This window comes from Pseudomonas shiyinii, assembly GCF_056725765.1.
The window spans coordinates 2,982,805-3,006,756 of sequence record NZ_CM161522.1 but is presented as its reverse complement, the minus strand read 5'-3'; the positions used below and the strand labels follow the sequence as shown (position 1 = coordinate 3,006,756).

Annotated in this window: 21 protein-coding genes; 14 read left to right on the top strand and 7 right to left on the bottom strand. The window is 65.1% G+C overall.

Features of this window, described 5'->3' with window-relative positions; all coding sequences use genetic code 11:
* Positions 1-118: 118 nt before the first annotated feature.
* The 13 genes from ACXHGZ_RS13515 (at position 119) to ACXHGZ_RS13455 (ending at position 13,928) form a co-directional block, all read left to right on the top strand.
* Complete coding sequence (locus ACXHGZ_RS13515; protein ID WP_480460259.1) at positions 119-1,144, top strand: NAD(P)H-dependent glycerol-3-phosphate dehydrogenase; 1,026 nt, start codon at positions 119-121, stop codon at positions 1,142-1,144.
* Between the two features lie 15 nt (positions 1,145-1,159).
* Positions 1,160-1,507, top strand: coding sequence for a DUF4389 domain-containing protein (locus ACXHGZ_RS13510; RefSeq protein WP_084854681.1), 348 nt, complete (start codon positions 1,160-1,162; stop codon positions 1,505-1,507).
* A complete protein-coding gene (sixA, locus tag ACXHGZ_RS13505; protein ID WP_480460258.1) occupies positions 1,504-1,962 on the top strand; it encodes a phosphohistidine phosphatase SixA in 459 nt (152 codons plus the stop codon). Before ACXHGZ_RS13510 ends, sixA begins: the two co-directional genes overlap by 4 nt.
* 262 nt (positions 1,963-2,224) lie before the next feature.
* Positions 2,225-3,013: an alpha/beta fold hydrolase gene (locus tag ACXHGZ_RS13500; RefSeq protein WP_480460257.1), complete on the top strand. Its 789-nt coding sequence runs from the start codon at positions 2,225-2,227 to the stop codon at positions 3,011-3,013.
* A complete protein-coding gene (locus ACXHGZ_RS13495) occupies positions 3,010-3,864 on the top strand; it encodes an alpha/beta hydrolase (protein ID WP_480460256.1) in 855 nt (284 codons plus the stop codon). Before ACXHGZ_RS13500 ends, ACXHGZ_RS13495 begins: the two co-directional genes overlap by 4 nt.
* A 109-nt stretch (positions 3,865-3,973) precedes the next feature.
* Positions 3,974-4,756, top strand: coding sequence for a DUF4892 domain-containing protein (locus tag ACXHGZ_RS13490; RefSeq protein WP_480460254.1), 783 nt, complete (start codon positions 3,974-3,976; stop codon positions 4,754-4,756).
* 13 nt (positions 4,757-4,769) lie between these two features.
* Positions 4,770-5,822 (top strand): AI-2E family transporter, encoded by a 1,053-nt coding sequence (locus tag ACXHGZ_RS13485; RefSeq protein WP_480464055.1) that lies wholly within the window; start codon positions 4,770-4,772, stop codon positions 5,820-5,822.
* Between the two features lie 296 nt (positions 5,823-6,118).
* On the top strand, positions 6,119-6,208 hold the full coding sequence (gene kdpF, locus ACXHGZ_RS13480) for a K(+)-transporting ATPase subunit F (protein ID WP_224456305.1): 90 nt from the start codon (positions 6,119-6,121) through the stop codon (positions 6,206-6,208).
* Between the two features lie 9 nt (positions 6,209-6,217).
* Complete coding sequence (gene kdpA, locus ACXHGZ_RS13475; RefSeq protein ID WP_324812264.1) at positions 6,218-7,912, top strand: potassium-transporting ATPase subunit KdpA; 1,695 nt, start codon at positions 6,218-6,220, stop codon at positions 7,910-7,912.
* A gap of 10 nt (positions 7,913-7,922) precedes the next feature.
* The gene (gene kdpB / locus ACXHGZ_RS13470) at positions 7,923-9,977 is read left to right on the top strand and encodes a potassium-transporting ATPase subunit KdpB (RefSeq protein WP_480460253.1); all 2,055 of its coding nucleotides are present in this window, start codon (positions 7,923-7,925) and stop codon (positions 9,975-9,977) included.
* Positions 9,978-9,988: 11 nt separating this feature from the next.
* Positions 9,989-10,585, top strand: coding sequence for a potassium-transporting ATPase subunit KdpC (gene kdpC, locus ACXHGZ_RS13465; RefSeq protein WP_480460252.1), 597 nt, complete (start codon positions 9,989-9,991; stop codon positions 10,583-10,585).
* Positions 10,582-13,236 carry a DUF4118 domain-containing protein gene (locus ACXHGZ_RS13460; protein ID WP_480460251.1) on the top strand — a complete coding sequence of 885 codons (2,655 nt, stop codon included), beginning with the start codon at positions 10,582-10,584 and terminating at the stop codon, positions 13,234-13,236. The genes kdpC and ACXHGZ_RS13460 overlap by 4 nt, the downstream gene beginning before the upstream one ends.
* On the top strand, positions 13,233-13,928 hold the full coding sequence (locus ACXHGZ_RS13455; RefSeq protein ID WP_084854691.1) for a response regulator: 696 nt from the start codon (positions 13,233-13,235) through the stop codon (positions 13,926-13,928). The genes ACXHGZ_RS13460 and ACXHGZ_RS13455 overlap by 4 nt, the downstream gene beginning before the upstream one ends.
* A gap of 36 nt (positions 13,929-13,964) precedes the next feature.
* Here ACXHGZ_RS13455 and ACXHGZ_RS13450 read toward each other — a convergent pair whose 3' ends face one another.
* The gene (locus ACXHGZ_RS13450; protein ID WP_084854692.1) at positions 13,965-14,240 is read right to left on the bottom strand and encodes a DUF3077 domain-containing protein; all 276 of its coding nucleotides are present in this window, start codon (positions 14,238-14,240) and stop codon (positions 13,965-13,967) included.
* Between the two features lie 156 nt (positions 14,241-14,396).
* Positions 14,397-14,639: a hypothetical protein gene (locus ACXHGZ_RS13445; protein ID WP_480460250.1), complete on the bottom strand. Its 243-nt coding sequence runs from the start codon at positions 14,637-14,639 to the stop codon at positions 14,397-14,399.
* 900 nt (positions 14,640-15,539) lie between these two features.
* Here ACXHGZ_RS13445 and ACXHGZ_RS13440 point away from each other — a divergent pair.
* Positions 15,540-16,268: a carbon-nitrogen hydrolase family protein gene (locus tag ACXHGZ_RS13440; RefSeq protein WP_480460249.1), complete on the top strand. Its 729-nt coding sequence runs from the start codon at positions 15,540-15,542 to the stop codon at positions 16,266-16,268.
* A 183-nt stretch (positions 16,269-16,451) separates the two neighbouring features.
* On the opposite strand, the gene ACXHGZ_RS13435 is transcribed toward ACXHGZ_RS13440, so the two are convergent.
* From ACXHGZ_RS13435 to ACXHGZ_RS13415, 5 genes are read right to left on the bottom strand one after another with little or no spacing between them, the layout of a single operon-like run.
* Complete coding sequence (locus ACXHGZ_RS13435; protein ID WP_480460248.1) at positions 16,452-18,062, bottom strand: ABC transporter ATP-binding protein; 1,611 nt, start codon at positions 18,060-18,062, stop codon at positions 16,452-16,454.
* 1 nt (position 18,063) lies between these two features.
* Positions 18,064-19,083, bottom strand: coding sequence for an ABC transporter permease (locus ACXHGZ_RS13430; protein WP_084854701.1), 1,020 nt, complete (start codon positions 19,081-19,083; stop codon positions 18,064-18,066).
* A 1-nt stretch (position 19,084) separates the two neighbouring features.
* Entirely contained in the window at positions 19,085-20,158 is a 1,074-nt protein-coding gene (locus ACXHGZ_RS13425; protein ID WP_084854702.1) for a microcin C ABC transporter permease YejB, read from the bottom strand.
* Position 20,159: 1 nt separating this feature from the next.
* Positions 20,160-22,001 carry an extracellular solute-binding protein gene (locus ACXHGZ_RS13420; RefSeq protein ID WP_480460247.1) on the bottom strand — a complete coding sequence of 614 codons (1,842 nt, stop codon included), beginning with the start codon at positions 21,999-22,001 and terminating at the stop codon, positions 20,160-20,162.
* A complete protein-coding gene (locus ACXHGZ_RS13415; RefSeq protein WP_480460246.1) occupies positions 21,998-23,827 on the bottom strand; it encodes an extracellular solute-binding protein in 1,830 nt (609 codons plus the stop codon). The genes ACXHGZ_RS13420 and ACXHGZ_RS13415 overlap by 4 nt, the downstream gene beginning before the upstream one ends.
* Positions 23,828-23,952: the final 125 nt, after the last annotated feature.

The following is a 23,952-nucleotide window of genomic DNA, read 5'->3' as shown; positions in this document are numbered from 1 at the left end:
TGCCAGTGCTCTATGCTGCCCATGACCTGTTTGCGACAGCTCTGACACTGGCCCTGTCGCATACGCACCGTATAATGCCTCGGTCGCCACTTAACTTATTGGCTTTAACGGATTGGATATGACTGAACAGCAACCTGTTGCAGTTCTGGGAGGCGGCAGCTTTGGCACCGCCGTGGCGAACCTGCTGGCGGAGAATGGCGTGCCGGTGCGCCAATGGATGCGTGACCCGGAGCAGGCCGAGGCCATGCGCGTCAATCGCGAGAATCCGCGCTACCTCAAGGGCATCCGCCTGCATGACGGGGTCGAGCCGGTCAATGACCTGCTGGTCACCCTGCAGGCTTGCGACCTGATCTTCGTCGCCCTGCCGTCCAGCGCCCTGCGCAGCGTGTTGGCGCCCCATGCCCAACTGCTGCGCGGCAAGGGCCTGGTGAGCCTGACCAAGGGCATCGAGGCGCAAAGCTTCAAGCTGATGAGCCAGATCCTCGAAGAGATCGCTCCCCAGGCCCGCATCGGCGTGCTCTCGGGGCCGAACCTGGCACGCGAGATCGCCGAGCACGCCCTGACCGCCACCGTCGTGGCGAGCGAGGATGAAGACCTCTGCCAGCGGGTCCAGGCCGTGTTGCACGGGCGCACCTTCCGCGTGTACGCCAGCGCCGACCGCTTCGGTGTCGAGCTGGGTGGGGCGCTGAAGAACGTCTACGCGATCATCGCTGGCATGGCCGTGGCCTTGGGCATGGGTGAGAACACCAAGAGCATGCTGATCACCCGTGCCCTGGCCGAGATGACCCGCTTCGCGGTGAGCCAGGGCGCCAACCCCATGACCTTCCTGGGCCTTGCCGGCGTCGGCGACCTGATCGTCACCTGCTCCTCGCCCAAAAGCCGCAACTACCAGGTTGGCCACGCCCTGGGCCAGGGCCTGAGCCTGGAGCAGGCGGTCAGCCGCCTGGGCGAGGTGGCCGAGGGCGTCAACACGCTCAAAGTGCTCAAGGCCAAGGCCCAGGAGGTTCAGGTGTACATGCCGCTGGTGGCCGGGCTGCATGCGATCCTGTTCGAAGGGCGTACCCTGAACCAGGTGATCGAGCACCTGATGCGTGCCGAACCCAAGACCGACGTCGATTTCATTTCCATCAGCGGTTTCAACTGACCCCGGAGCCAATCCATGAATGACCCTGTAAACCGCGCCGAGCGCGAATCGATCATCCTGCGGGTGCTGTGGATGCTGGTATTCCTGTTGGTTTGGCACGTGGCCCAGCTGCTGCTGGGCGGCCTGGTGCTGGTGCAGCTGATCTACCGCCTGGTCTATGGCGCGCCCAACGGCAGCCTGATGAACTTCGGCGACAGCCTCAGCCAATACCTGGCGCAGATCGGTCGCTTCGGCACCTTCCACAGCGACCAGAAGCCCTGGCCGTTCGCCGACTGGCCAGCGCCTCGCGCCCCGGAGGGCGAGCCACCCCATGAAGTGGCCGCGGCCGCCCACCCGGTGCGTGACGAGGAGCCCAAGCTGTGAAGCTCTGGGTGCTGCGCCATGGCGAGGCCGAGCCGCGGGCCAACACCGATGCCGAGCGGCGCCTGACCGCCCACGGGCGCGAGCAGGTCGTGCGCAGCGCTGCGCGCCTGTTGGGGCAGCCATTGGATGCGATCATCGCCAGCCCCTACGTGCGGGCCCAGCAGACGGCGGCGCTGGTACACGATGCGCTCGGGTTCGCCGAACCGGTGCGCACGGTTTCCTGGCTGACCCCTGACAGCGCTGCCGGCGAGGTGATCAGCGAGCTGGACAAGCTGGGCCTGGAGCATGTGCTGCTGGTGAGCCACCAACCCTTGGTGGGCAACCTGGTGGGCATGCTGGAGCATGGCCATGGCCAGCAACCGGCGCCCATGAGCACCGCCAGCCTGGCGGAGCTCGAAGGGGATTGGCCGCTGGCGGGGTTGATGACCTTGCGGGGGCTGCATCACGCGGGGTGAGTGGTCATGCTGTACATCTAAAGCGCCTCGGTGCTTGTCAGATCGAGCGCCGCCCGCGCGGCGCTCGATCTTTCGGGCAGCACCCGTCTCAAGGCCTACCCTGACCACCTTAAATAACAGACGAATCAGCACACAAGGGCCTCAAGTGCCATAAAGGTCCGCGAGTGGCCTGATCGCCGTCTCGGATGACTTTTCCGAACGTTGCCGCCCTTGTGCCCCTTGCCGAAAATGAACGCTCATTTTCCACGCAGACCCGGCCGTCATGTCGCAGCAGATCTTCTTCGCCCACGCCAACGGCTTCCCCTCGGCCACCTACGGCAAGCTGTTCGCCGCCCTGGCGCCGGACTATCAGGTCAAGCACCTGGCCCAGCATGCCCATGACCCGCGCTTCCCGGTCGACGACAACTGGCAGAACCTGGTCGATGGACTGCTGCACCACCTTGCTCGGCAAGAGCAGCCGGTGTGGGGCGTCGGCCATTCCCTGGGCGGGGTGCTGCACCTGCATGCGGCATTACGCTGCCCGCAGTACTACCGTGGCGTGGTGATGCTCGACTCCCCGGTGCTGACCCGTGCCGACCAGTGGTTGATCCGTGCGGCCAAGCGTTTTGGTTTCATCGACCGCATCACGCCGGCTGGGCGCACCCTGGGGCGACGCGAGGCCTTTCCCGATCGTGACAGCGCCCGGGCCTACTTCGCCAGCAAGACCCTGTTCCGCCACTTCGATCCCGAGTGCCTGGAGGCGTACCTCGAGCATGGCCTGCAGGCGACCGAGGAGGGGTTGCGCCTTTGCTTCGACCCGGACACCGAAATCCGCATCTACCGCAGCATTCCCCATGTTAGCCCGGCGCCCGCGCGCCGGTTGCAGGTGCCTTTGGCCATGGTGCGGGGCGATCACAGCGGGGTGATCCGCCGGCACCATGCCCTGGCCGTACGTACCCTGCCCAAGGGTGAGTACCACAGCATCCCGGGCGGGCACATGTTCCCGCTGGAGCGCCCGGGTGATACCGCCAGCCTGCTCAAGGGCCTGTTCGACCGCTGGAGCCGCCCATGAACACACAGGTCGAGGAGGTCCGCCTCGCCCTGGGCCACATCGAGCTGGCCGCGCACCTGTTCGGCCCGGCCGATGGCCTGCCGGTGATCGCCCTGCATGGCTGGCTGGACAACGCCAACAGCTTCATCCGCCTGGCGCCGCGCTTGAAAGGCCTGCGCATCGTCGCCCTGGACCTGGCCGGGCATGGGTATTCCGAACACCGCCCCCAAGGCGCCGGCTACGCCTTGACCGACTACGCCCATGACGTGCTGCGGGTGGCCGAGCAGTTGGGCTGGCAGCGCTTTGGCCTGCTTGGGCACTCTTTGGGGGCGATCATTTCGGTGCAGTTGGCCGGCGCCTTGCCAGACCGAGTCAGTCACCTGGCGCTGATCGACGGCGTGGTGCCGCCCACCGGGCGTGAACAGGACGCTGCCGAACGCCTGGGCATGGCCCTGCAGGCGCAGCTGCGCCTGGACGGCAAGCGCAAGTCGGTGTATGCGACCCTGGAGGAGGGTGTGCAGGCGCGCATGAAGGGCATGGTCGCGGTCAGCCGCGAAGCCGCCGAGCTGCTCGCCCAGCGTGGCCTGATGCCGGTCCCGGGTGGCTACAGCTGGCGCAGCGACAGCCGCCTGACCCTGCCATCGCCGATGCGCCTGAACGACGCCCAGGCCATGGCCTTCGTCCAGCGAGTCGCATGCCCGGCCTGCCTGGTGGTGGCTGCCGACGGCATGCTCGCCCGCCACACGGCCTTGCTGGAGCAGCTACCCTTCGAGCAGGTCACCTTGCCCGGTGGCCATCACCTGCACCTGAACGACGAACAGGGTGCAACCCTTGTTGCAGACTGTTTCAATCGCTTCTTCGGCTTTTCTTGACTTGCACCGGACAAGTGTCGAGGCTTGGCGGGTTGAACAGGGAGACAACCATGCACATGCCAGACATCCTGGACAGTTTCACCGGCGCCCTGGGCGAGAAGGGTGGCCGATGAGCGCACGTATTCTTATCGCCGCATGCCTGGGCCTGGCCAGCCCGTTTTCGTGGGCGGGCAGCCTGCCGGTGCCGGTGGACGCCAAGGTGGTCGACCAGCGGCCGGCCGTGGAGCAGGAACGGGTCTACCCCATGGGCCCGCTGCGCAAGATCAGCGGCCGGTTGCGGGTCGAGGAAAAAGTCGAAAGCCGCGGGCAGGTGAGCTCCGTCACCTATGAGCTGCCCGTGGAGCGCACTGCCCGTGAAGCCTTCACCAGCGCCCGCGAAGCCCTGCAGCGCGATGGCGGCTACCCGCTGTTCTGGTGCCAGGGCCGCGATTGCGGCGAGGCCAGCCTATGGGCCAACGAGGTGTTCGCCAACGCCCGGCTCAACGGCGGCGACGAGCAGCAGGCGTTCATCCTCCTGCGCCGCTCTGCCGACGAGGCCGACACCCTGGTCTCACTCTACAGCGTCACCCGGGGCAACCGCCGCGCCTATCTGCATGTCGAGGAGTTCGTCTCCGCCAGCCCGCTGGGCGAGCTGCTGCCGACCCCGGCCACGGTGCTGCGCGAGCTGCGCGACACCGGCAAGCTGGACTACCCTGACCTGGCCGCGCCGCAACCGGCGTGGGTGGCCTTGCTCGGGCGCAGCCTGAACCTGGACAGCACCTTGCGCGCCAGCCTCAGTGGCGCCCAGGCCGAAGCCTGGCGCGAGCAACTAGTGCAGGCTGGCGTGCGCGCCGCGCGCCTGGAGGTGGGCACTGCCACCACCGATGGGCTGCACCTGGAATTGATCCGTTGAGCGGAGTGCCATGATGGCCAACAATGACCGGCTGTTGATCCAGATCCTTCTCCTGGCTTTGCTCGGCGCCGGCCTGTGGGTCATGGCACCGTTCATCTCGGCGTTGCTGTGGGGCGCGATCCTGGCCTTTGCCAGCTGGCCGTTGATGCGCCTGCTCACGCGGGCCCTGGGTGGGCGGGAAACCCTCGCTGCGGGCCTGCTCACCGCCGTGTGGATTCTGCTGGTGGCCTTGCCCCTGGTGTGGCTGGGCTTCAACCTGGCCGACCACATCCGCGACGCCACCGCTTTCGTGCGCGACGTGCAGGTCGATGGCCTGCCCGATGCGCCGGCCTGGCTGGGCAACATGCCCTTCGTGGGTGAACGCCTGGTGGCTTGGTGGGCGTCCCTGGACCAACAGGGCGCTGCGCTGCTGGCGTCGGTCAAGCCGCACCTGGGCCAGGTGGGCAACTGGTTGCTGGCACGCAGCGCGCAGATCGGCAGCGGCGTACTCGAGCTGACCCTGAGCCTGGTGTTCGTGTTCTTCTTCTACCGCGATGGGCCACGCCTGGCGGCCTTCGTCCTGCGTCTGCTGCAGCGGCTGATGGGCGAGCGCGCCGAGTACTACCTGGACCTGGTGGCCGGGACCGTGCAGCGTGTGGTCAACGGCGTGATCGGCACCGCCGCCGCCCAGGGCCTGCTGGCCATGATCGGTTTCCTGATCGCCGGCGTACCGGGCGCCATCGTGCTGGGGCTGGTCACCTTCATGCTCAGCCTGATCCCCATGGGGCCGCCGCTGGCCTGGATACCTGCCACCGGCTGGCTGGTGTGGAAGGGCGAGTACGGCATGGCGGTGTTCCTCGGCTTGTGGGGCACCTTCATCATCAGTGGCGTGGACAACGTGCTCAAGCCCTATCTGATCAGCCGCGGCGGCAACCTGCCGTTGGTGATCGTGCTGCTCGGGGTGTTCGGTGGGTTGATCGCCTTCGGCTTCATCGGCCTGTTCATCGGCCCGACCTTGCTGGCCGTGGGCTACAGCCTGCTGCTGGACTGGAGCCGCAACGCCGGGCAGCAGCCCCCGCAGGCGTAGCCATAACGATAGCCCCACGCGGTTCCCTTGTAGGAGCGGCCTCGCGCCGCGAAAGGGCCGCGCGGCGGCCCCAGGATTTCATCGATAACGCCACGACAACTGGGGCCGCCTTGCGGCCCTTTCGCGGCACAAGGCCGCACCTACTTGTCCCGCGATTGGGCCGGTTCAGGCACCGAAAACAGCTGATCTTTACGCACTCTTTATGCCCTGACCCACCCCCCGATCTCGCCCCTTTACGCCCCTGACTCGGACAATTTCCCTAAAGCGGCCCAAGCCGTGGAACGGGAGATTCGCACATGAACATGCTCGATGGGGTGTCGCTGCTCTTGGCAGTGGCGTTGGCGGTTTACCTGCTGGTGGCGCTGCTGCGCGCCGATCGCGGTTAGGGAGCGGCCATGCACAGTTACGACTATGTCTTGCTGGCGGCATTCTTCGCCATCGTGCTTCTGCCGGCGCCTTGGCTTGGGCGGTTCTGCTTCAGGGTCATGGAAGGCCGGCGGACCTGGCTGTCACCGGTGCTCGGGCCGGTGGAGCGGGGGTGCTACCGCCTGGCTGGCGTACGTGCCGAGCAGGAACAGACCTGGAAGCAGTACACCTTGGCGCTGCTGGCGTTCAACCTGGTGGGCTTCGTGATCCTGTTTGCGGTACTGCTGCTGCAGGGCAGCCTGCCGCTCAACCCGCAACACCTGGCGGGCCAGGAGTGGTCGCTGGCGTTCAACACTGCCGTGAGCTTCATGACCAACACCAATTGGCAGGCCTATAGCGGCGAGGCCTCGGTCAGCTACCTGAGCCAGATGATCGGCCTGACCGTGCAGAACTTCGTCAGTGCTGCCACCGGCCTGGCTGTGCTGGTCGCCTTGTGCCGGGGCATCGCCCGGCGTTCGGCCACCACGGTGGGCAACTTCTGGGTGGACCTGACGCGCGCCACCCTCTACGTGCTGCTGCCGCTGTGCCTGGTGCTGGCCCTGCTGCTGGTATGGCAGGGCGTGCCGCAGACCTTCGCCGACTACACCCATGCCCTGACCCTGCAAGGCGCCGACCAGACCATCCCCCTGGGCCCGGCCGCCAGCCAGGTCGCCATCAAGCAACTGGGCACCAACGGTGGTGGCTTCTTCGGCGTCAACTCCGCCCACCCCTTCGAGAACCCCACGGCCTGGAGCAACCTGTTCGAGGTGGCCTCGATCATCCTCATTCCAGCAGCGCTGGTGTTCACGTTCGGCCACTACGTCAAGGACCTGCGCCAGAGCCGCGCCATCCTCGCCTGCATGCTCGGCTTGTTCCTGATCGGCGGTGCTGCGGCGCTGTGGTCCGAGCAACAGCCCAACCCGGCCCTGCAAAGCGCCCAGGTGCAACAAGCCGCACCGCTGGAAGGCAAGGAGAGCCGCTTCGGCACGACCGCCTCGGTGCTGTGGACGGTCACCACCACGGCTGCCTCCAACGGTTCGGTCAATGCCATGCATGACAGCCTCAACCCCCTGACCGGCATGGTAGCCATGGTCAACATGATGGTGGGCGAGGTGATCTTCGGCGGCGTGGGGGCTGGCCTGTACGGCATGTTGCTGTTCGTGCTGGTCGCCGTGTTCCTGGCGGGCCTGATGATCGGGCGCACGCCGGAGTACCTGGGCAAGAAACTCCAGGCGCGGGAGGTGCAACTGCTGGTGGCGACCTTGTTGGTGATGCCGGTCGGTGTGCTGGTGCTCGGTGCTCTCGCCGCCAGCCTGCCAGGCCCTGCTGGTGCGGTGACCAACCCGGGCCCCCACGGCTTCAGCCAGTTGCTCTATGCCTACACCTCGGGCACGGCCAACAACGGCTCGGCGTTCGCCGGCTTCGGCGCCAACACCCCGTACCACAACCTGATGATCGGCCTGGCCATGCTCCTCGGCCGCTTCGGCTACATCCTGCCGGTGCTGGCGCTGGCGGGCAGCCTGGCGGCGAAGCAGCGCGCCCCCCAAGGCTTGAACAGCTTCCCCACCCATGGCCCGCTGTTCACCGTCCTGCTGCTGGTGACCATCCTGCTGGTCGGTGGCCTGACCTTTCTGCCGACCCTGGCCCTGGGGCCGATCGCCGAATACCTGAGCCTGGGTTTCTGAGGAATCCTCCATGAACATGCCCATTTCCGATGTGAACACCCATCACGCTGCTGCCGACCAGACCCGTTTTGCCGCCCTCTGGCGCCCGGCCCTGGTGCAAGCCTTCGTCAAGCTCGACCCACGCCAGCTTAAGCGCTCGCCGGTGATGCTGGTGGTTGCGCTTACCGCCGTGCTGACCACCGTGCTGTGCATGGCCCCGGGCAGTGGTGTGAGCGTAGGCGTCGCAGTGCAGATCGCCCTGTGGCTGTGGTTCACCGTGTTGTTCGCCAACTTTGCCGAAGCCCTCGCCGAAGGCCGTGGCAAGGCCCGCGCCGACAGCCTCAAGGCCGGTAGCCAGGGCCTGGCCGCGAAACGACGTAGAAGCGACGGTTCGTTCGAAACCATCGCCGCCACCCAGCTGCGCAGGGGCGATGTGGTCAAGGTCGTCGCCGGCGAGTTGATTCCGGGCGATGGCGAGGTGCTCGACGGCATCGCCGCGGTCAACGAGGCGGCCATCACGGGGGAGTCGGCGCCGGTGATCCGCGAGTCCGGCGGTGACCGCTCGGCCGTCACCGGCAACACCCGCCTGGTCTCCGACTGGCTGCTGATCCTCATCACCAGCAACCCCGGCGAGTCGACCCTGGACCGCATGATCGCCCTGGTCGAAGGCGCCAAGCGCCAGAAGACACCCAACGAGATCGCCCTGGATATCCTGCTGATCGGCTTGACCCTGATCTTCCTGATCGTGGTGGTCACCCTGCAGCCGTTCGCCCATTTCGCCGGAGGTAGCCTGCCGCTGATCTTCCTCGCCGCGCTGCTGGTGACGCTGATCCCGACCACCATCGGTGGCCTGCTCTCGGCCATCGGCATCGCCGGCATGGATCGCCTGGTGCGGCTGAACGTCATCGCCCGTTCGGGCCGTGCCGTGGAGGCCGCCGGCGATGTGCACACGCTGATGCTCGACAAGACCGGCACCATCACCTTCGGCAACCGCCGCTGCAGCGCCCTGCATGCAGCACCGGGCATCACTGCGCGCGAGCTGGGGGAGGGGGCATTGCTTGCATCGCTCGCCGATGACACCGCCGAGGGCAAGTCGATCGTCGAGTACCTGCGCCAGCAGTACGACTTCGACGAGCCTGCTGCAGGCGAAGTCGAGCCGATTGCCTTCAGTGCCGAAACCCGCTTGTCCGGCATCGACTTTCAACAGCGCCGCTACCGCAAGGGCGCGGTGGATGCGGTGCTGGCCTTCGTCGGCATGCAACGTCTTGACATGCCGGCACCCCTGGCCCGCGAGGTGGAGCGTATCGCCCAGGGCGGCGGCACGCCGCTACTGGTTTGCCTGGACACGCGCTTGTTGGGGGTGATCCATCTCAAGGACGTGGTCAAACCCGGCATCCGCGAGCGCTTCGCCGAACTGCGCAAGCTGGGTATCCGTACGGTGATGGTCACCGGCGACAACCCGCTCACCGCCGCGGCTATCGCCGCCGAGGCCGGGGTGGACGATGTGCTCGCCGAAGCCACACCGGAGAAGAAGCTGGCGCGCATCCGCCAGGAACAAGGCGACGGTCGCCTGGTGGCCATGTGCGGTGATGGTGCCAACGATGCCCCGGCCCTGGCCCAGGCCGATGTCGGCATGGCCATGAACGATGGCACCCAGGCCGCACGCGAGGCGGCCAACATGGTCGACCTGGACAGCGACCCGACCAAGCTGCTGGACGTGGTACAGGTGGGCAAGGAGCTGCTGGTCACCCGTGGTGCGCTGACCACCTTCTCCATCGCCAATGACGTGGCGAAGTACTTCGCCATCCTGCCGGCGCTGTTCGCCTCGATCTACCCGCAACTGGGCGTACTCAACCTGATGCAACTGCAGAGCCCGCAGAGCGCGATCCTCTCGGCCATCGTGTTCAACGCCCTGATCATCATCGTGCTGATTCCGCTGGCCCTGCGCGGTGTGCGGGTGCAGGCCGCGAGCGCGGCCCAGCTGCTGCGGCGCAACCTGCTGATCTACGGCGTGGGCGGCATCATCGTGCCATTCGCCGGGATCAAACTGATCGACCTGCTGCTCAATGCCCTGCACCTGGTTTGAAGGAGACGAACATGACGACCTACCTGCGCCCGGCCCTGAGCCTGGCCCTGTTGCTGACGCTGATCACCGGCGCCCTCTATCCGCTGGCAGTGACCGGCATCGCCCAGGTGGCTTTCCCCGAACAGGCCAATGGCAGCCTGGTCCACGACGAGCAGGGCCGCGTGCGCGGCTCGACGCTGATCGCCCAGGCGTTCGAGGGCGATGCCTGGTTCCATTCACGGCCTTCGGCGGGCGGCTACGCCACGGTGGCCAGCAGCGCGAGCAATCTATCACCGAGCAATCCGGCGTTGGCCGAGCGGGTCAAGGCCGATGCGGCGGCGCTCTATCACGCAGGGCAGGGCCCTGTGCCGCTGGCTTTGCTGACCACTTCGGGCAGCGGTCTGGACCCGCATTTGCCTATGCAGGCCGTGGCCTACCAGCTCCCGCGCGTGGCGGCCGCGCGGCAGGTGCCGGTGGAGCGCTTGCAAGCCTTGCTCGAAGAGGCCACCCTCCACCCATTGATCGGCCCGCCTGTGGTCAATGTGCTGGCGCTGAACCAGGCCCTGGAGCGTTTGGCGCCTGTATCCCCGCGTGTAGGAGCGGCCGCGTACATGAAGGATGAAACATGAGTAACGCCACCCGCGCCGATGCGCTCTTGGCGGGCCTGCCGCGTGAAGGTCGCGGCAGGCTCAAGGTATTTCTCGGCGCAGCCCCGGGTGTAGGCAAGACGTTCGCCATGCTCCAGGCTGCCCACGCTCAGCAACGCCAGGGCATGAGGGTGCTGGCCGGGATGGTGGAAACCCACGGCCGCGCCGAGACCGAAGCACTGCTCGGCGGCCTGCCGCAACAGCCTTTGCTGCGCAGCGAATACCGCGGCGTCACCCTCGAGGAAATGGACCTCGATGGCCTGCTCAAGGCCACTGCATCCCTGGTGCTGGTCGACGAGCTGGCCCACACCAACGCCCCTGGCAGCCGCCACGCCAAGCGCTGGCAGGACGTCCAGGAATTGCTGGCCGCCGGTATCGACATCTACACCACGGTCAACGTCCAGCACCTGGAAAGCCTCAACGACAAGGTCCGCGACATCACCGGCGTGCAAGTGCGCGAAACCGTGCCGGACTGGGTGCTGCAGGAAGCCTTCGAACTGGTGCTCATCGACCTGCCGCCCCGCGAGCTGCTGGAGCGCCTGCGCGAGGGCAAGGTCTACGTGCCGGAGCAGGCGAGGGCAGCGATCGATGCCTTCTTCTCCCAAACCAACCTCACCGCCCTGCGTGAGCTGGCCATGCAGACTGCCGCTGCCCAGGTCGACGCGGACCTTGCCAGCGGCTACCGCCAGCGCGGCCAGGAGGCTCCGGCCTTGCGCGGGCGCTTGCTGGTGGGCGTCGATGGCGACGAGCAGGCCGAGCGCCTGGTACGTCATGCCAGCCGGGTTGCCCAGCGCCGACACTTGCCGTGGAGCCTGGTGCATGTCGACAGCGGCCGGCTGCGCGACGAGGTCGCTCGGCAACGCTTGCAGGCCGCGCAACAGCTCGCCGAACGCCTGGGCGGTGAAGTGGTGGTGCTGCGTGCGGGTGAAGTGACCCGCACATTGATCCAGCACGCCATCGAGCGCCGTGCCAGCCTGGTGCTGGTCGGCCAGTCCCGTGATCGCCTGCGTCGGCGTCTGTTCGGAGGCGGTGTGGCGATGCGCCTGCTGCGCGAAAGCCACGGCCTGGAAATCAATGTGCTCGATCGTGACGGCCAGCCCGAAAAAGCAGGTGCGGCGGCCAAGCGAGTGTGGGTGTGGCGCCATTATCTCCTGGCGTTGCTGGCGACCGTGCTGGCGGCTGGCGTGTCGTGGGCCGTGTCGAGCCTGTTGCCGCTGCCCAACATGTCTCTGGTGTTTCTCGTCGCGGTGCTGCTGGTGGCGGTGCGTAGCAGCCTGGGGCCGGCCCTGGCCTGTGCGGCCCTGTCATTCCTGAGCTACGACTTCCTGTTCATTCCGCCCACCTTTTCCTTCAGCATCCAGCGTGAAGAAGACGTACTGACCCTGGTGTTCTTCCTGCTCATGGCCGCCCTCACCGGCAACCTGGCCACCCGTCAGCGCCGGCAGCTACAGGCCTTGAAAGAAACCCAGGCCGAAACCACGCAATTGCTCGACCTGTCGCGCCGGCTGACCGTGGCCACCGACCGCCAGGCCGTGTTCAGCGCTGCTGGCCAGCACCTGGACGGTTGGCAGGACATGCAGGTGTGCCTGCTGGAGCGCGACAGCGACCGCCAGCTGCGCGCCGCCAGTGGCCACGAACCGCAACTGACCGACAACGAGCGCGCCGCTGCCGAATGGGCCTGGCAACACGGCCAGGCTGCCGGGCATGGCAGCGACACCTTGCCCGACGGGCGTTGGTGGTGGTGGCCGTTGTCGGTGGAGGACCAGCCCCTGGCCCTGCTCGGTGTGCGCCCACGCGCGGATGCTTCCCTGAGCACCCAGCGCCGTCGCTTGCTCATGGCCTTGGGGCAACCCCTGGCCCAGGCCCTGGCCCGCGCCCGGCTCGGCGAGCAGCTGGAGGCCGCGCGCCTGCATGGCGAGACCGAGCAATTGCGCAGCGCCTTGCTCGCCTCGGTGTCCCACGACCTGCGCACCCCCCTGACCGCCATGCGCGGCAGCATCGACAGCCTGCTGGCGCTGGGCGATGCCATCCCCCCGGACGACCGCCGCGAGCTGCTGGAGGGCACCCGCAACGAAGCCGAGCGCCTGGATCGCTATATCCAGAACCTGCTGGACATGACCCGCCTGGGCCACGGCACCCTCAAGCTCGCCCGTGACTGGGTAGCCCCGGCCGACATCGTCGGCAGCGCCCTCAATCGCCTGCGCGTGGTCCTGGCGCCCCTACGCGTGCATACCGACGTCCCCGCCGAACTGCCGTTGCTGTTCGTTCACGCAGCGTTGATCGAACAGGCCCTGATCAACGTGCTGGAAAATGCCGCGCGCTTCTCGCCTGCCAACGGCCGCCTGGAGCTGCGCGTCGCCCTCCAGAACGAGCAACTGTGCTTTGCCGTCAGCGACCAGGGCCCAGGCATCCCGGTGGCCGAGCGTGAAATGATCTTCGACATGTTCTACACCGCCGCCCGCGGCGACCGTGGCGGGCAGGGCACCGGCCTGGGCCTGGCGATCTGCCAGGGCATGATCGGTGCTCACGGCGGCAAGATCCTGGTCGACGATGGCATCGATGGCCAGGGCACCTGCATCACTCTATGCTTGCCGCTGCCCCCTCAACCCGAACCTGAAAGCGAAGCCTCATGAGTCAATCCGCCACCCTGCTGGTCATCGACGATGAACCACAGATCCGCAAGTTCCTGCGTATCAGCCTGGCCTCCCAGGGCTACAAGGTGCTCGAAGCCGCCACCGGCAGCGAAGGCCTGGCCCAGGCGGCGTTGGCCAAGCCGGACCTGGTGGTGCTCGACCTCGGCCTGCCGGACATGGACGGCCAGCAGGTATTGCGTGAGCTGCGTGAATGGAGCACCGTGCCCGTGCTGGTGCTGTCGGTGCGTGCCAGCGAAGTGCAGAAGGTCGACGCCCTGGACGGCGGTGCCAACGACTATGTGACCAAGCCCTTCGGCATCCAAGAGTTCCTCGCGCGTGTGCGCGCACTGCTGCGCCAGGCCCCCCAGACGGGCAGCGCGCTGTCGTCGGCGAGCTTCGGGCCACTGGTGGTGGATTTCGCGTTTCGCAAGGTGACGCTCGACGGCGCCGAGGTGGCGCTGACGCGCAAGGAGTACGCCTTCCTGGCCCAGCTGGCCGGCCATCCCGGGCGGGTGATCACCCAGCAGCAACTGCTCAAGGACATCTGGGGGCCGACCCATGTGGACGACACCCACTACCTGCGCATCGTCGTGGCGCATGTGCGGCAGAAGCTGGGGGATGATCCGACGGCGCCGCGGTTCATCATCACCGAGGCGGGTGTGGGTTATCGCCTGGTTGCGCCGACGGCTTGACTGGGGCTGCTTCACAAACCGATTATCAGCGGGGCACTAGACCCGGCGCATCATTCCCAGCTCCGCATCATCCATCAGCGCCTTGGCCAGCGCCGCCAGGTAATACGACGCCCAAACCAGCTGAGGTTTGTCTTCCATCACCCCGGTGAGGGTCATATCCCGCACATACCCCATCAACTCCGAAGCCTGCTCGCGTGCATAGTGGCAGGGAATGCCAGGCTCAATGCAAAACAGCGGCTCGGTCATGCCCGCGCCCTGATAGAACTTCGTCTTGCCAACGGTGGTTTTGGCCTTGGTGTCATCTGTGGTCATTTGCTCAATCTCCCTGAAATGCTCGCTGCCCAGCCGGCCCTATCGCTGGCAAGCCAGCTCCTGCAGGTGTGGCGGTGTCTCTGAACATAGCGCAGGACCGGTGGGAGCCGGCTTGCCGGCGATAGGGCTAGCCCAGACAACGAACAACTCGATCTATCAATGCAGCGTCCGCGGCCCTGCCGGTAGCTGCATCTGCTGCAGCGCCGACTCAAGCAACACACGCAGCGCTTCAAGCTCATGCATCGAGGCCATCATCAGCATCGAGACCGGTGACTTGGGCAGTAGCTGAATCGCCTGATGCGCCACGGTCTGCGCGCACAGGGCATACTCCGAGGCCTGGATTATCGTGTCTTCGAGGGAGTGGTGGTTCTGGGGTGGATCGGGAACGATCTTCGACATTGCATACGTCCTTTAAAGATGCGACCACCTGCCTGCTGTCAAACAGAAGGGTGGCAGCTGTACGTGGGTTGACAGACCGGCGGACATAGCGAGCTCCGGCGCACGCAAGCGTGCCCGCACGTACAGCCGCCATCAAGGACGAGCTGTTTGCCATGTACCGTTACGGCCTGTCAAAGCCGATCGCTGATCTCAGCGACACGCCGAGACTAGAGCGCCGCCAGAGCGACCGCAACGGAAAAAAGGCGACAGGAGTATGTTTGGGAAATGGACTACAGGGAAGGGGGGAAGTCTGATTTTTACTGTTCAGTTCCAACCCGGAATTGGTCCGCTTGGTAGGACCGTAGCTCCATAGGGTGGGCTGCTTTCGACCCATTGCGGATGCAGAGCGGTAGCGGATTTCGTAAATGCGACACGCACTCTGTGGGAGATTACCCAGCCCTTCGGGCTGCGCTGTCGCGCAGAGAACAAGCGGCCGATGCTTGCCCCTGTGGGAGCGGCGGTGCGGCGGTCCGACTTGTCCCGCGATCAAGGGCGAAGCCCTTGCCAGGCGACGGTGATATCGGGCCCGGCCTAATCGCGGGACAAGCCCGCTCCCACAGGGTGCCGCAAATCAAATGGTCATGCGTTGTTCTATGAGAGCGGGTTTACCCGCGAAGCAGGCGCTGCGGTGGATGGCACCGGCTTTGCCGGTGTTCGCGGGTGAACCCGCTCCCACAAAGATCACCTCTTACACGACTGGCAGCCATCGCTCAGCCCCTAGGACGGCTCTACGCAAATAGCCTTTTCACACACGGGGGCGGCTCGGTAGTTTCGTAGCCCTTACCCAGCACAAGTAGCCCATCTTCAAGTAACTTATGGAATGTGAATCAACCTGCTCCAACATAATCAATTGGAAAATTTATGAAGCTTGTTGCCGCACAAATCTCGTCCTACCAAGGGAACATTGAAGAAAATATCGCCAAACACATCGCCGTCATAGAACAGGCGGTAAGCTACGGAGCGGATGGTATTTTCTTCCCTGAACTGTCTCTGACCGCGTATGAACCCTTGCTTGCTGAGGGTTTGGCCATTCAGGTCGACGATCCGAGACTAGAGGTGTTTCAGCAGCTCAGCGACCGCTCCGGGATTTTGATTGCCGTAGGTGCACCACTACGCGTCGAGCATGGCGTTCAGATTGCCATGTTTTTCTTCCAGCCCAAATCGGAGCGAATCGTCTACGCCAAGCAGCTGCTGCATGCCGATGAGCAGCCCTTTTTCTCACCTGGTGGTACCCAGCAGTTATTCACCCACGCCAATGAGGTGCTGGTTCCGGCCATTTGCTATGAGTCGTTGCAACCCGGTCATGCACAACAAGCGTCGGAGGCGGAGTCAACCATTTACTTCACCAGTGTTGCCAAATCTTCAAGAGGAGTGACTGCGGCGTACAGCCATTATCCGCAGATAGCTCGGCAATATGGAATGGCAGTCGTGATGGCCAATTGTGTGGGGCCGGCGGATAACTACATCGCATCTGGTCGTTCGGGAATCTGGAGCCGTGAAGGTAACTTGGTTACCCAAGCGGGCGAGTGCGAGGAAGCGTTGGTTATCTACAATTCGCTAACTGGCGAAGGCACGCTTCTAAGCATCTAAGAGGATTTCGACACCGAAGGCCGGCTATTTGAGGGCGATAGCCAAAGACAGGAGCGACCGCTTCCCAAGCTGCCGCTCATGGAGACAGCAAAGGCCGAAGAAGCCAGTTGCAGCCGGTATGCCAATCGTCAGATCCGAAGCCTACGCCCAGGGCTAGGAACGCGAGCATCATGAGAGACAAGCCTAGGCAACCGGAACCGCCTCCAAGAATGCCGCCTCCAACAACTGCCGCGTATACGGATGCTGTGGCGCCTGGAAGATCGCCTGCGCATCCCCTTGTTCCACCACGTGCCCATGCTTGATCACCATCAGCTGGTGGCTGAGTGCCTTGACCACCGCCAGGTCATGGCTGATGAACAGGTACGTCAGGTTGTATTTGTGCTGTAGATTACGCAGCAACTCCACCACCTGCCGCTGCACGGTCCGGTCCAGCGCCGAGGTCGGCTCATCCAGCAGAATCAACGCAGGCTTGAGTACCAGCGCTCGGGCAATGGCGATGCGCTGGCGCTGGCCTCCGGAGAATTCATGCGGGTAGCGGTGACGCGTTCGCGGATCCAGCCCCACTTCCTCAAGCGCGGCAATGATCGCGGCTTCTTGTTCAGCAGGCGTGCCGATGCGGTGAATCCGTAAGCCTTCACCGACGATATCGGCCACGCACATGCGGGGGCTGAGGCTGCCGAAGGGGTCCTGGAACACCACCTGCATCTCCCGGCGCAGGGGGCGAACGTCCTTCTGGCTGAGCCCTTCGAGATTCTGGCCATGGAAGCGGATGCCGCCGCGGCTGGCGATCAGGCGTAGGATGGCAAGGCCCAGGGTGGACTTGCCCGAGCCGCTTTCACCCACGATGCCAAGGGTCTGCCCCTGGGGCAGGCTGAAGTCGATGCCATCCACGGCCTTGACGTGATCGACGGTGCGCCGCAGCAGGCCTTTCTTGATCGGGAACCACACCCGCAGGTCCTCGACTTCCAGCAGCGGCGACCCCACCGGGTTGTCCGCCGGCGCGCCGCTGGGCTCGGCATTGATCAGCATCTTGGTGTAGTGATGCTGCGGCGAACGGAACAGCGTCGCGCAATCGGCCTGTTCGACGATCTTGCCGCACTGCATCACGCACACCCGGTGGGCAATGCGCCGCACCAGGTTCAGGTCATGGCTGATCAGCAGCAAGGCCATCCCCAGGCGTGCTTGCAATGCCTTGAGCAGGTCGAGGATTTTCAACTGCACGGTCACGTCGAGCGCGGTGGTGGGCTCGTCGGCGATCAACAGCTCCGGCTCGTTGGCCAGCGCCATGGCGATCATCACGCGCTGGCGTTGGCCGCCAGACAGCTCGTGGGGCAGGGCCTTGAGGCGTTTGTGCGGCTCGGGGATGCCGACCATCTCCAGCAGTTCGAGGGTTCGCGCGGTGGCTTCCTTGCCGGTAAGGCCTTTGTGCAGCAGGAGGATTTCGTTGATCTGCTTCTCGATGGTATGCAGCGGGTTCAGCGAGGTCATCGGCTCCTGGAAGATCATCGCGATACGGTCACCGCGAATGCGCTGCATGGGCTTCTCGCCCAGTTGCAGCATGTCCTTGTCGCCATAGCGGATGCTCCCGCTGGGGTGGCGCGCCAGCGGGTAGGGCAGCAGGCGCAGGATGGAGTGGGCGGTGACGGACTTGCCTGAGCCGCTTTCGCCGACCAGGGCCAGGGTTTCGCCCTTGCGGATGTCGAAGCTGATGCCGTCGACCACCCGATGCACGTGCTCGCCGGTGACGAATTCCACGGCGAGGTCGCGCACTTCGATCAGGTTCTGTTCGCTCATGTCATTTCCTCGGGTCGAAGGCATCGCGGGCGGATTCGCCGATGAACACCAGCAGGCTCAGCATGATCGCCAGCACGGCGAAGGCGCTGATGCCGAGCCACGGCGCCTGCAGGTTGGACTTGCCCTGGGCCACCAGCTCGCCCAGCGAGGGCGCGCCGGGCGGCAGGCCGAAGCCGAGGAAGTCCAGGGCGGTGAGGGTGCCGATGGCGCCGGTGAGGATGAAGGGCATGAAGGTCATGGTCGAGATCATGGCGTTGGGCAGGATGTGCCGGTACATGATCGCGCCGTTGCGCATGCCCAGGGCACGGGCGGCGCGCACGTACTCGAGGTTGCGCCCACGCAGGAACTCGGCGCGCACCACGTCCACCAGGCTCATCCAGGAGAACAGCAGCATGATGCCCAGCAGCCACCAGAAGTTGGGTTGCACGAAGCTGGCCAGGATGATCAACAGGTACAGCACCGGCAGGCCCGACCAGATCTCCAGAAAGCGCTGGCCGGCCAGGTCCACCCAGCCGCCGTAGTAGCCCTGCAAGGCGCCAGCGATCACGCCGACGATGGAACTGAGCACGGTGAGCGTCAGGGCGAACAGCACCGACACGCGGAAGCCATAGATCACCCGCGCCAGCACGTCGCGACCCTGGTCGTCGGTGCCCAGCCAGTTGTCCGCCGAGGGCGGGGCGGGGGCGGGGACCTTGAGGTCGTAGTTGATGCTCTGGTAGCTGAACGGGATCGGTGCCCACAGCACGAAGCTGTCCTTCGCGGCAAGCAGCTCGCGGATGTAAGGGCTCTTGTAGTTGGCCTCCAGGGGGAACTCGCCGCCGAAGGTGGTCTCCGGGTAGCGCTTGAAGGCCGGGAAGTACCACTGGCCGTCGTAGCGCACGGCGATGGGCTTGTCGTTGGCGATCAGCTCGGCGCCCAGGCTCAGGCCGAACAGCACGATGAAGATCCACAGCGACCACCAGCCGCGGCGGTTGGCCTTGAAGCGCTCGAAGCGCCGGCGATTGAGAGGGGAGAGTGCCATGTCATTGCTCCCGGCTGGCGAAATCGATGCGGGGGTCGACCAGGGTGTAGGTCAGGTCGCCGATCAGCTTCACCACCAGCCCCAGCAGGGTGAAGATGAACAGGGTGCCGAAGACCACCGGGTAGTCGCGGTTGATCGCTGCCTCGAAGCTCATCAGGCCCAGGCCGTCGAGCGAGAAGATCACCTCGATGAGCAGGGAGCCTGTGAAGAAGATGCCGATGAACGCCGAGGGAAAACCGGCGATCACCAGCAGCATGGCGTTGCGGAACACATGGCCGTACAGCACCCGTGGCCGGCTCAGGCCCTTGGCCTTGGCGGTGATGACGTACTGCTTGTTGATCTCGTCGAGGAAGCTGTTCTTGGTCAGCAGGGTCATGGTGGCGAAGTTGCCGATGACCAGCGCGGTGATCGGCAGCACCAGGTGCCAGAAGTAGTCGAGCACCTTGCCGGTGGTGGAAAGCTCGTCGAAGTTGTTGGAGGTCAGGCCGCGCAGGGGGAACCAGTCGAAGTAGCTGCCGCCGGCGAACAGCACGATCAGGAGGATGGCGAACAGGAACGCCGGGATGGCGTAGCCGACGATGATCGCCGAGCTGGTCCAGACGTCGAAGTGGCTGCCGTGGCGCACGGCCTTGGCGACCCCCAGAGGGATCGACACCAGGTACATGATCAGCGTGCTCCATAGCCCGAGCGAGATGGACACGGGCATTTTTTCGATGATCAGGTCGATGACCTTGGCGTCACGGAAGAAGCTCTCGCCGAAGTCCAGCTGGGCGTAGTTCTTGATCATGATCCACAAGCGCTCGGGCGCCGACTTGTCGAAGCCGTACATGCGCTCGATCTCGGCGATCAGGGCCGGGTCCAGGCCCTGGGCACCGCGGTAGTTGGAACCGGCCACGGCCACTTCGGCGCCGCCGCCGGCGATACGGCTGGTGGCGCCTTCGAAGCCTTCGAGCTTGGCGATCATCTGCTCCACCGGGCCACCGGGGGCGGCCTGGACGATGATGAAGTTGATGATCAGGATGCCGAACAGGGTCGGGATGATCAGCAGCAGGCGGCGCAGGATGTAGGCGAGCATGTCAGTTCGCCTCGTCTTGTTGTGCCGCAGGCTCGGCCACCGCTGGGGTCACTTCGGGCTTGATCCACCAGGTGTTGATGCCGATGTCGTACTTGGGCGACACCTTCGGGTGGCCGATGTGGTTCCAGTAGGCCACGCGCCAGGTCTTGATGTGCCAGTTGGGGATCACGTAGTAGCCCCATAGCAGCACGCGGTCCAGGGCACGGGTATGGGCGATGAGGCTTTGCCGCGAGTCGGCGTTGATCAGTTGCTCCACCAACTGGTCGATGGCCGGGTCGCGCAGGCCGATGAAGTTGCGGCTGCCGGGGTTGTCGGCGGCGGCGCTGGTCCAGAATTCGCGCTGTTCGTTGCCAGGGGAGCTCGACTGCGGGTAGCCGCCGACGATCATGTCGAAGTCGCGCGAGCGCAGGCGGTTGATGTATTGCGAGACGTCCACGCGGCGGATGTTCAGCTCGATGCCGAGGTCGGCGAGGTTGCGCTTGAACGGCAACAGGATGCGCTCGAACTCGGTCTGGGCCAGCAGGAATTCGATGACCACCGGCTTGCCCTGGGCATCGACCATCTTGTCGTCGGCGATCTTCCAGCCGGCTTCCTGCAACAGCTTGTAGGCCTTGCGTTGCTGGTCGCGGATCATGCCGCTGCCGTCGCTGACCGGGTTGTGGAAGGGCTCGGTAAAGACCTGTTCGGGAATCTTGCCGCGCAGCGGTTCGAGGACCTTCAGTTCATCGGGCCCCGGCAGGCCCTCGGCGGCCATTTCGGAGTTCTCGAAATAGCTGCCGGTGCGGGTGTAGGCGCCGTTGAACAGCTGCTTGTTGGTCCACTCATAGTCCAGCAGCAGGCTCAGGGCCTGGCGTACGCGCACGTCCTGGAACACGGGGCGGCGCAGGTTGAAGATGAAGCCCTGCATGCCGGTGGGGTTGCCGTTGGCCAACTCCTCGCGGACCAGCCGGCCTTGCTCCACGGCGGGCACGTTGTAGGCCGTGGCCCAGTTCTTCGCGCTGGTTTCCAGCCAGTAGTCGAACTGCCCGGCCTTGAGCGCTTCCAGCGCGACGGTGTTGTCGCGGTAGGAATCGTAGGTCATCTGGTCGAAGTTGTAGTGGCCGCGGTTGATCGGCAAATCCTTGGCCCAGTAGTCCTTGACCCGCTCGTAGCGCACCGAGCGGCCGGCCTTGACCTCGGCGACCTTGTACGGGCCGCTGCCCAGGGGGATCTCCAGGTTGCCACGGTCGAAGTCCCGGCCTTGCCACCAGTGCTTGGGCAGTACCGGCAACTGGCCGAGGATCAGTGGCAGCTCGCGGTTGTTCTTGTGCTTGAACTTGAACAGGACGCGCAGCGGGTCTTCGGCGACCACCTCGGCGACGTCGGCGTAGTAGCCGCGAAACAGCGGGGCGCCTTTGCTCATCAGGGTATTGAAGGTGAACACCACGTCCTCGGCACGCATCGGGTGGCCGTCGTGGAAGCGCGCTTCGGGGCGCAGGTAGAAGCGCACCCAACTGTTGTCGGGGGCCTTTTCGATCTTGCCGGCCACCAGGCCGTACTCGGTGAAGGGCTCGTCCAGGCTCTGGCGCATCAGGGTGTCGTAGATGATGCTCACGTCATCGGCCGGCACGCCTTTGTTGATGAAGGGGTTGAGGCTGTCGAAGCTGCCGAAGCTGGACTGGCGGAAAGTGCCGCCCTTGGGCGCGTCGGGGTTGACGTAGTCGAAGTGCTTGAAATCGGCCGGGTACTTCGGTGGCTCATCGTACAGGGTGAGCGCATGCTGCGGTGCGGCCATCGCGGGCAGGCTCAGGCAGGCGAGCAGCAGGCTGCCGGCCAGCCGGCGCAGAGGGTGCGTTGGCATCATTGGGCTTTCTCCGAGGTCTTGAGCCACCAGCTGTTCAGGCCCAGGGTATAGGGCGGCGTGGTGACGAAGGCGAACCGGTTGCGGTAGGCCAGGCGGTGATTGTCGAGATACCAGTTGGGGATCATGTAGTACTGCCATGACAGCACCCGGTCCAGGGCGCGGGCGGCGGCGACCTGGTCGTCACGGGTGCGGGCGGCGAGCAGGGTGTCGAGCAGGTGGTCGACCACCGGGTCTTTCACACCTGCGTAGTTCTTGCTGCCCTTGACCGAGGCCTGGCTGGAATGGAAGTACAGCCATTGCTCCAGGCCTGGGCTCAAGGTCTGGCCCAGGGTCATGAGGATCATGTCGAAGTCGAACTGGTCCAGGCGCTGCTTGTACTGGGCACGATCGACCGTGCGCAGGCGCGCGTCGATACCCATGCTGGCCAGGTTCTCCACGTAGGGCTGGAGGATACGCTCCAGGTTCGGGTTGACCAGCAACAGCTCCAGGCGGAACTGCTGGCCCTTGGCATTGACCAGGCGCTGGCCGTCGAGCTTCCAGCCGGCCTTGGCGAACAGCGCCAGGGCCTGGCGCAGGGTCTTGCGGTCGATGCCGCGGCCATCGGTGTGGCTGACCCGGTAGGGCTCGGTGAACAGCCTGGCCGGCAATTCGTCACGGAACGGCGCCAGCAACAGCCATTCCTTACCTGTGGGCAGGCCGGTGGCGGCGAATTCGCTGTTGGGGTAATAGCTGGTCGAGCGGCGGTAGGCGCTGCTGAACAGAGCGCGGTTGGTCCACTCGAAGTCGAGCATCAGCCCCAGGGCCTGACGCACCCGTGGGTCGCTGAAGGCGGCCCGGCGGCTGTTCATGAACAGGCCCTGGGTCTGGGTGGGGATGCGATGAGGGATCTGCGCCTTGATCACTTCGCCACGGCGAATGGCCGGGAAGTTGTAGCCGTTGGCCCAGTTCTTGGCCTGATGCTCGATGTAGATGTCGAACTCGCCGGCCTTGAACGCTTCGAAGGCCACCGTGGCGTCGCGGTAGAACTCGTACTCGACGCGGTCGAAGTTGTACTTGCCACGGTTGACCGCCAGGTCCTTGCCCCAGTAGTTCTTCACCCGCTCGAACACCAGGCGCCGGCCAGGCTCCACCTGGGTGATGCGGTAGGGGCCACTGCCCAGTGGCGGCTCGAAGGTGGTGGCCTTGAAATCGCGGCCTTTCCAGTAATGCTTGGGCAGCACTGGCATTTCGCCCAGGCGCAGGATCAGCAAGGGGTTGCCGGCGCGTTTGAAGACGAAGCGGATGCGCTTGGGCCCGAGGATGTCCACCCGCCGCACTTCCTGCAGGTTGGTGCGGTACATCGGGTGGCCGTCCTTGAGCAGGGTGCGGTACGAGAACGCCACGTCTGCCGAGGTGATCGGGTGGCCATCGTGGAAGCGCGCTTCGGGGCGCAGGTTGAACACCACCCAGCTGCGGTCCTCGCTGTACTCCACCGAGCGGGCGATCAGGCCGTAGCTGGAGGTGGGCTCGTCGCCGGAGGGGGCGTACTGGCCGGTGCCGACCATCAGCGGCTCGTTCAGCTCGTTGATGCCGTATTGCAGGAAGTTCGGCGTGCTGACCGGGCTGGAACCCTTGAACGTATAGGGGTTGAGGGTATCGAAGGTTCCGAATGCCATGGCCCGCAAGGTACCGCCCTTGGGCGCTTGCGGGTTGACCCAGTCGAAATGGGTGAACGTGGCTGGATACTTGAGCGTGCCGAACTGCGCATAACCGTGGCTTTCGCTCACCGTCGCGACTGCGGGAAAGCTCAAGGCCAGGCTGAGGGACAGCAGGAGGGGACGTATCAAGTCGGCATCCGATCCAGGGGCGTTGGGCTTTGATCGGGCTACAGTAACAGCTTGTCTGGGATGGAAAAAGAGTGTGTGGCGGGGGTTTTGGCGGTGGGGTTTGTGACGGGTTTTTTCTCTGGGCT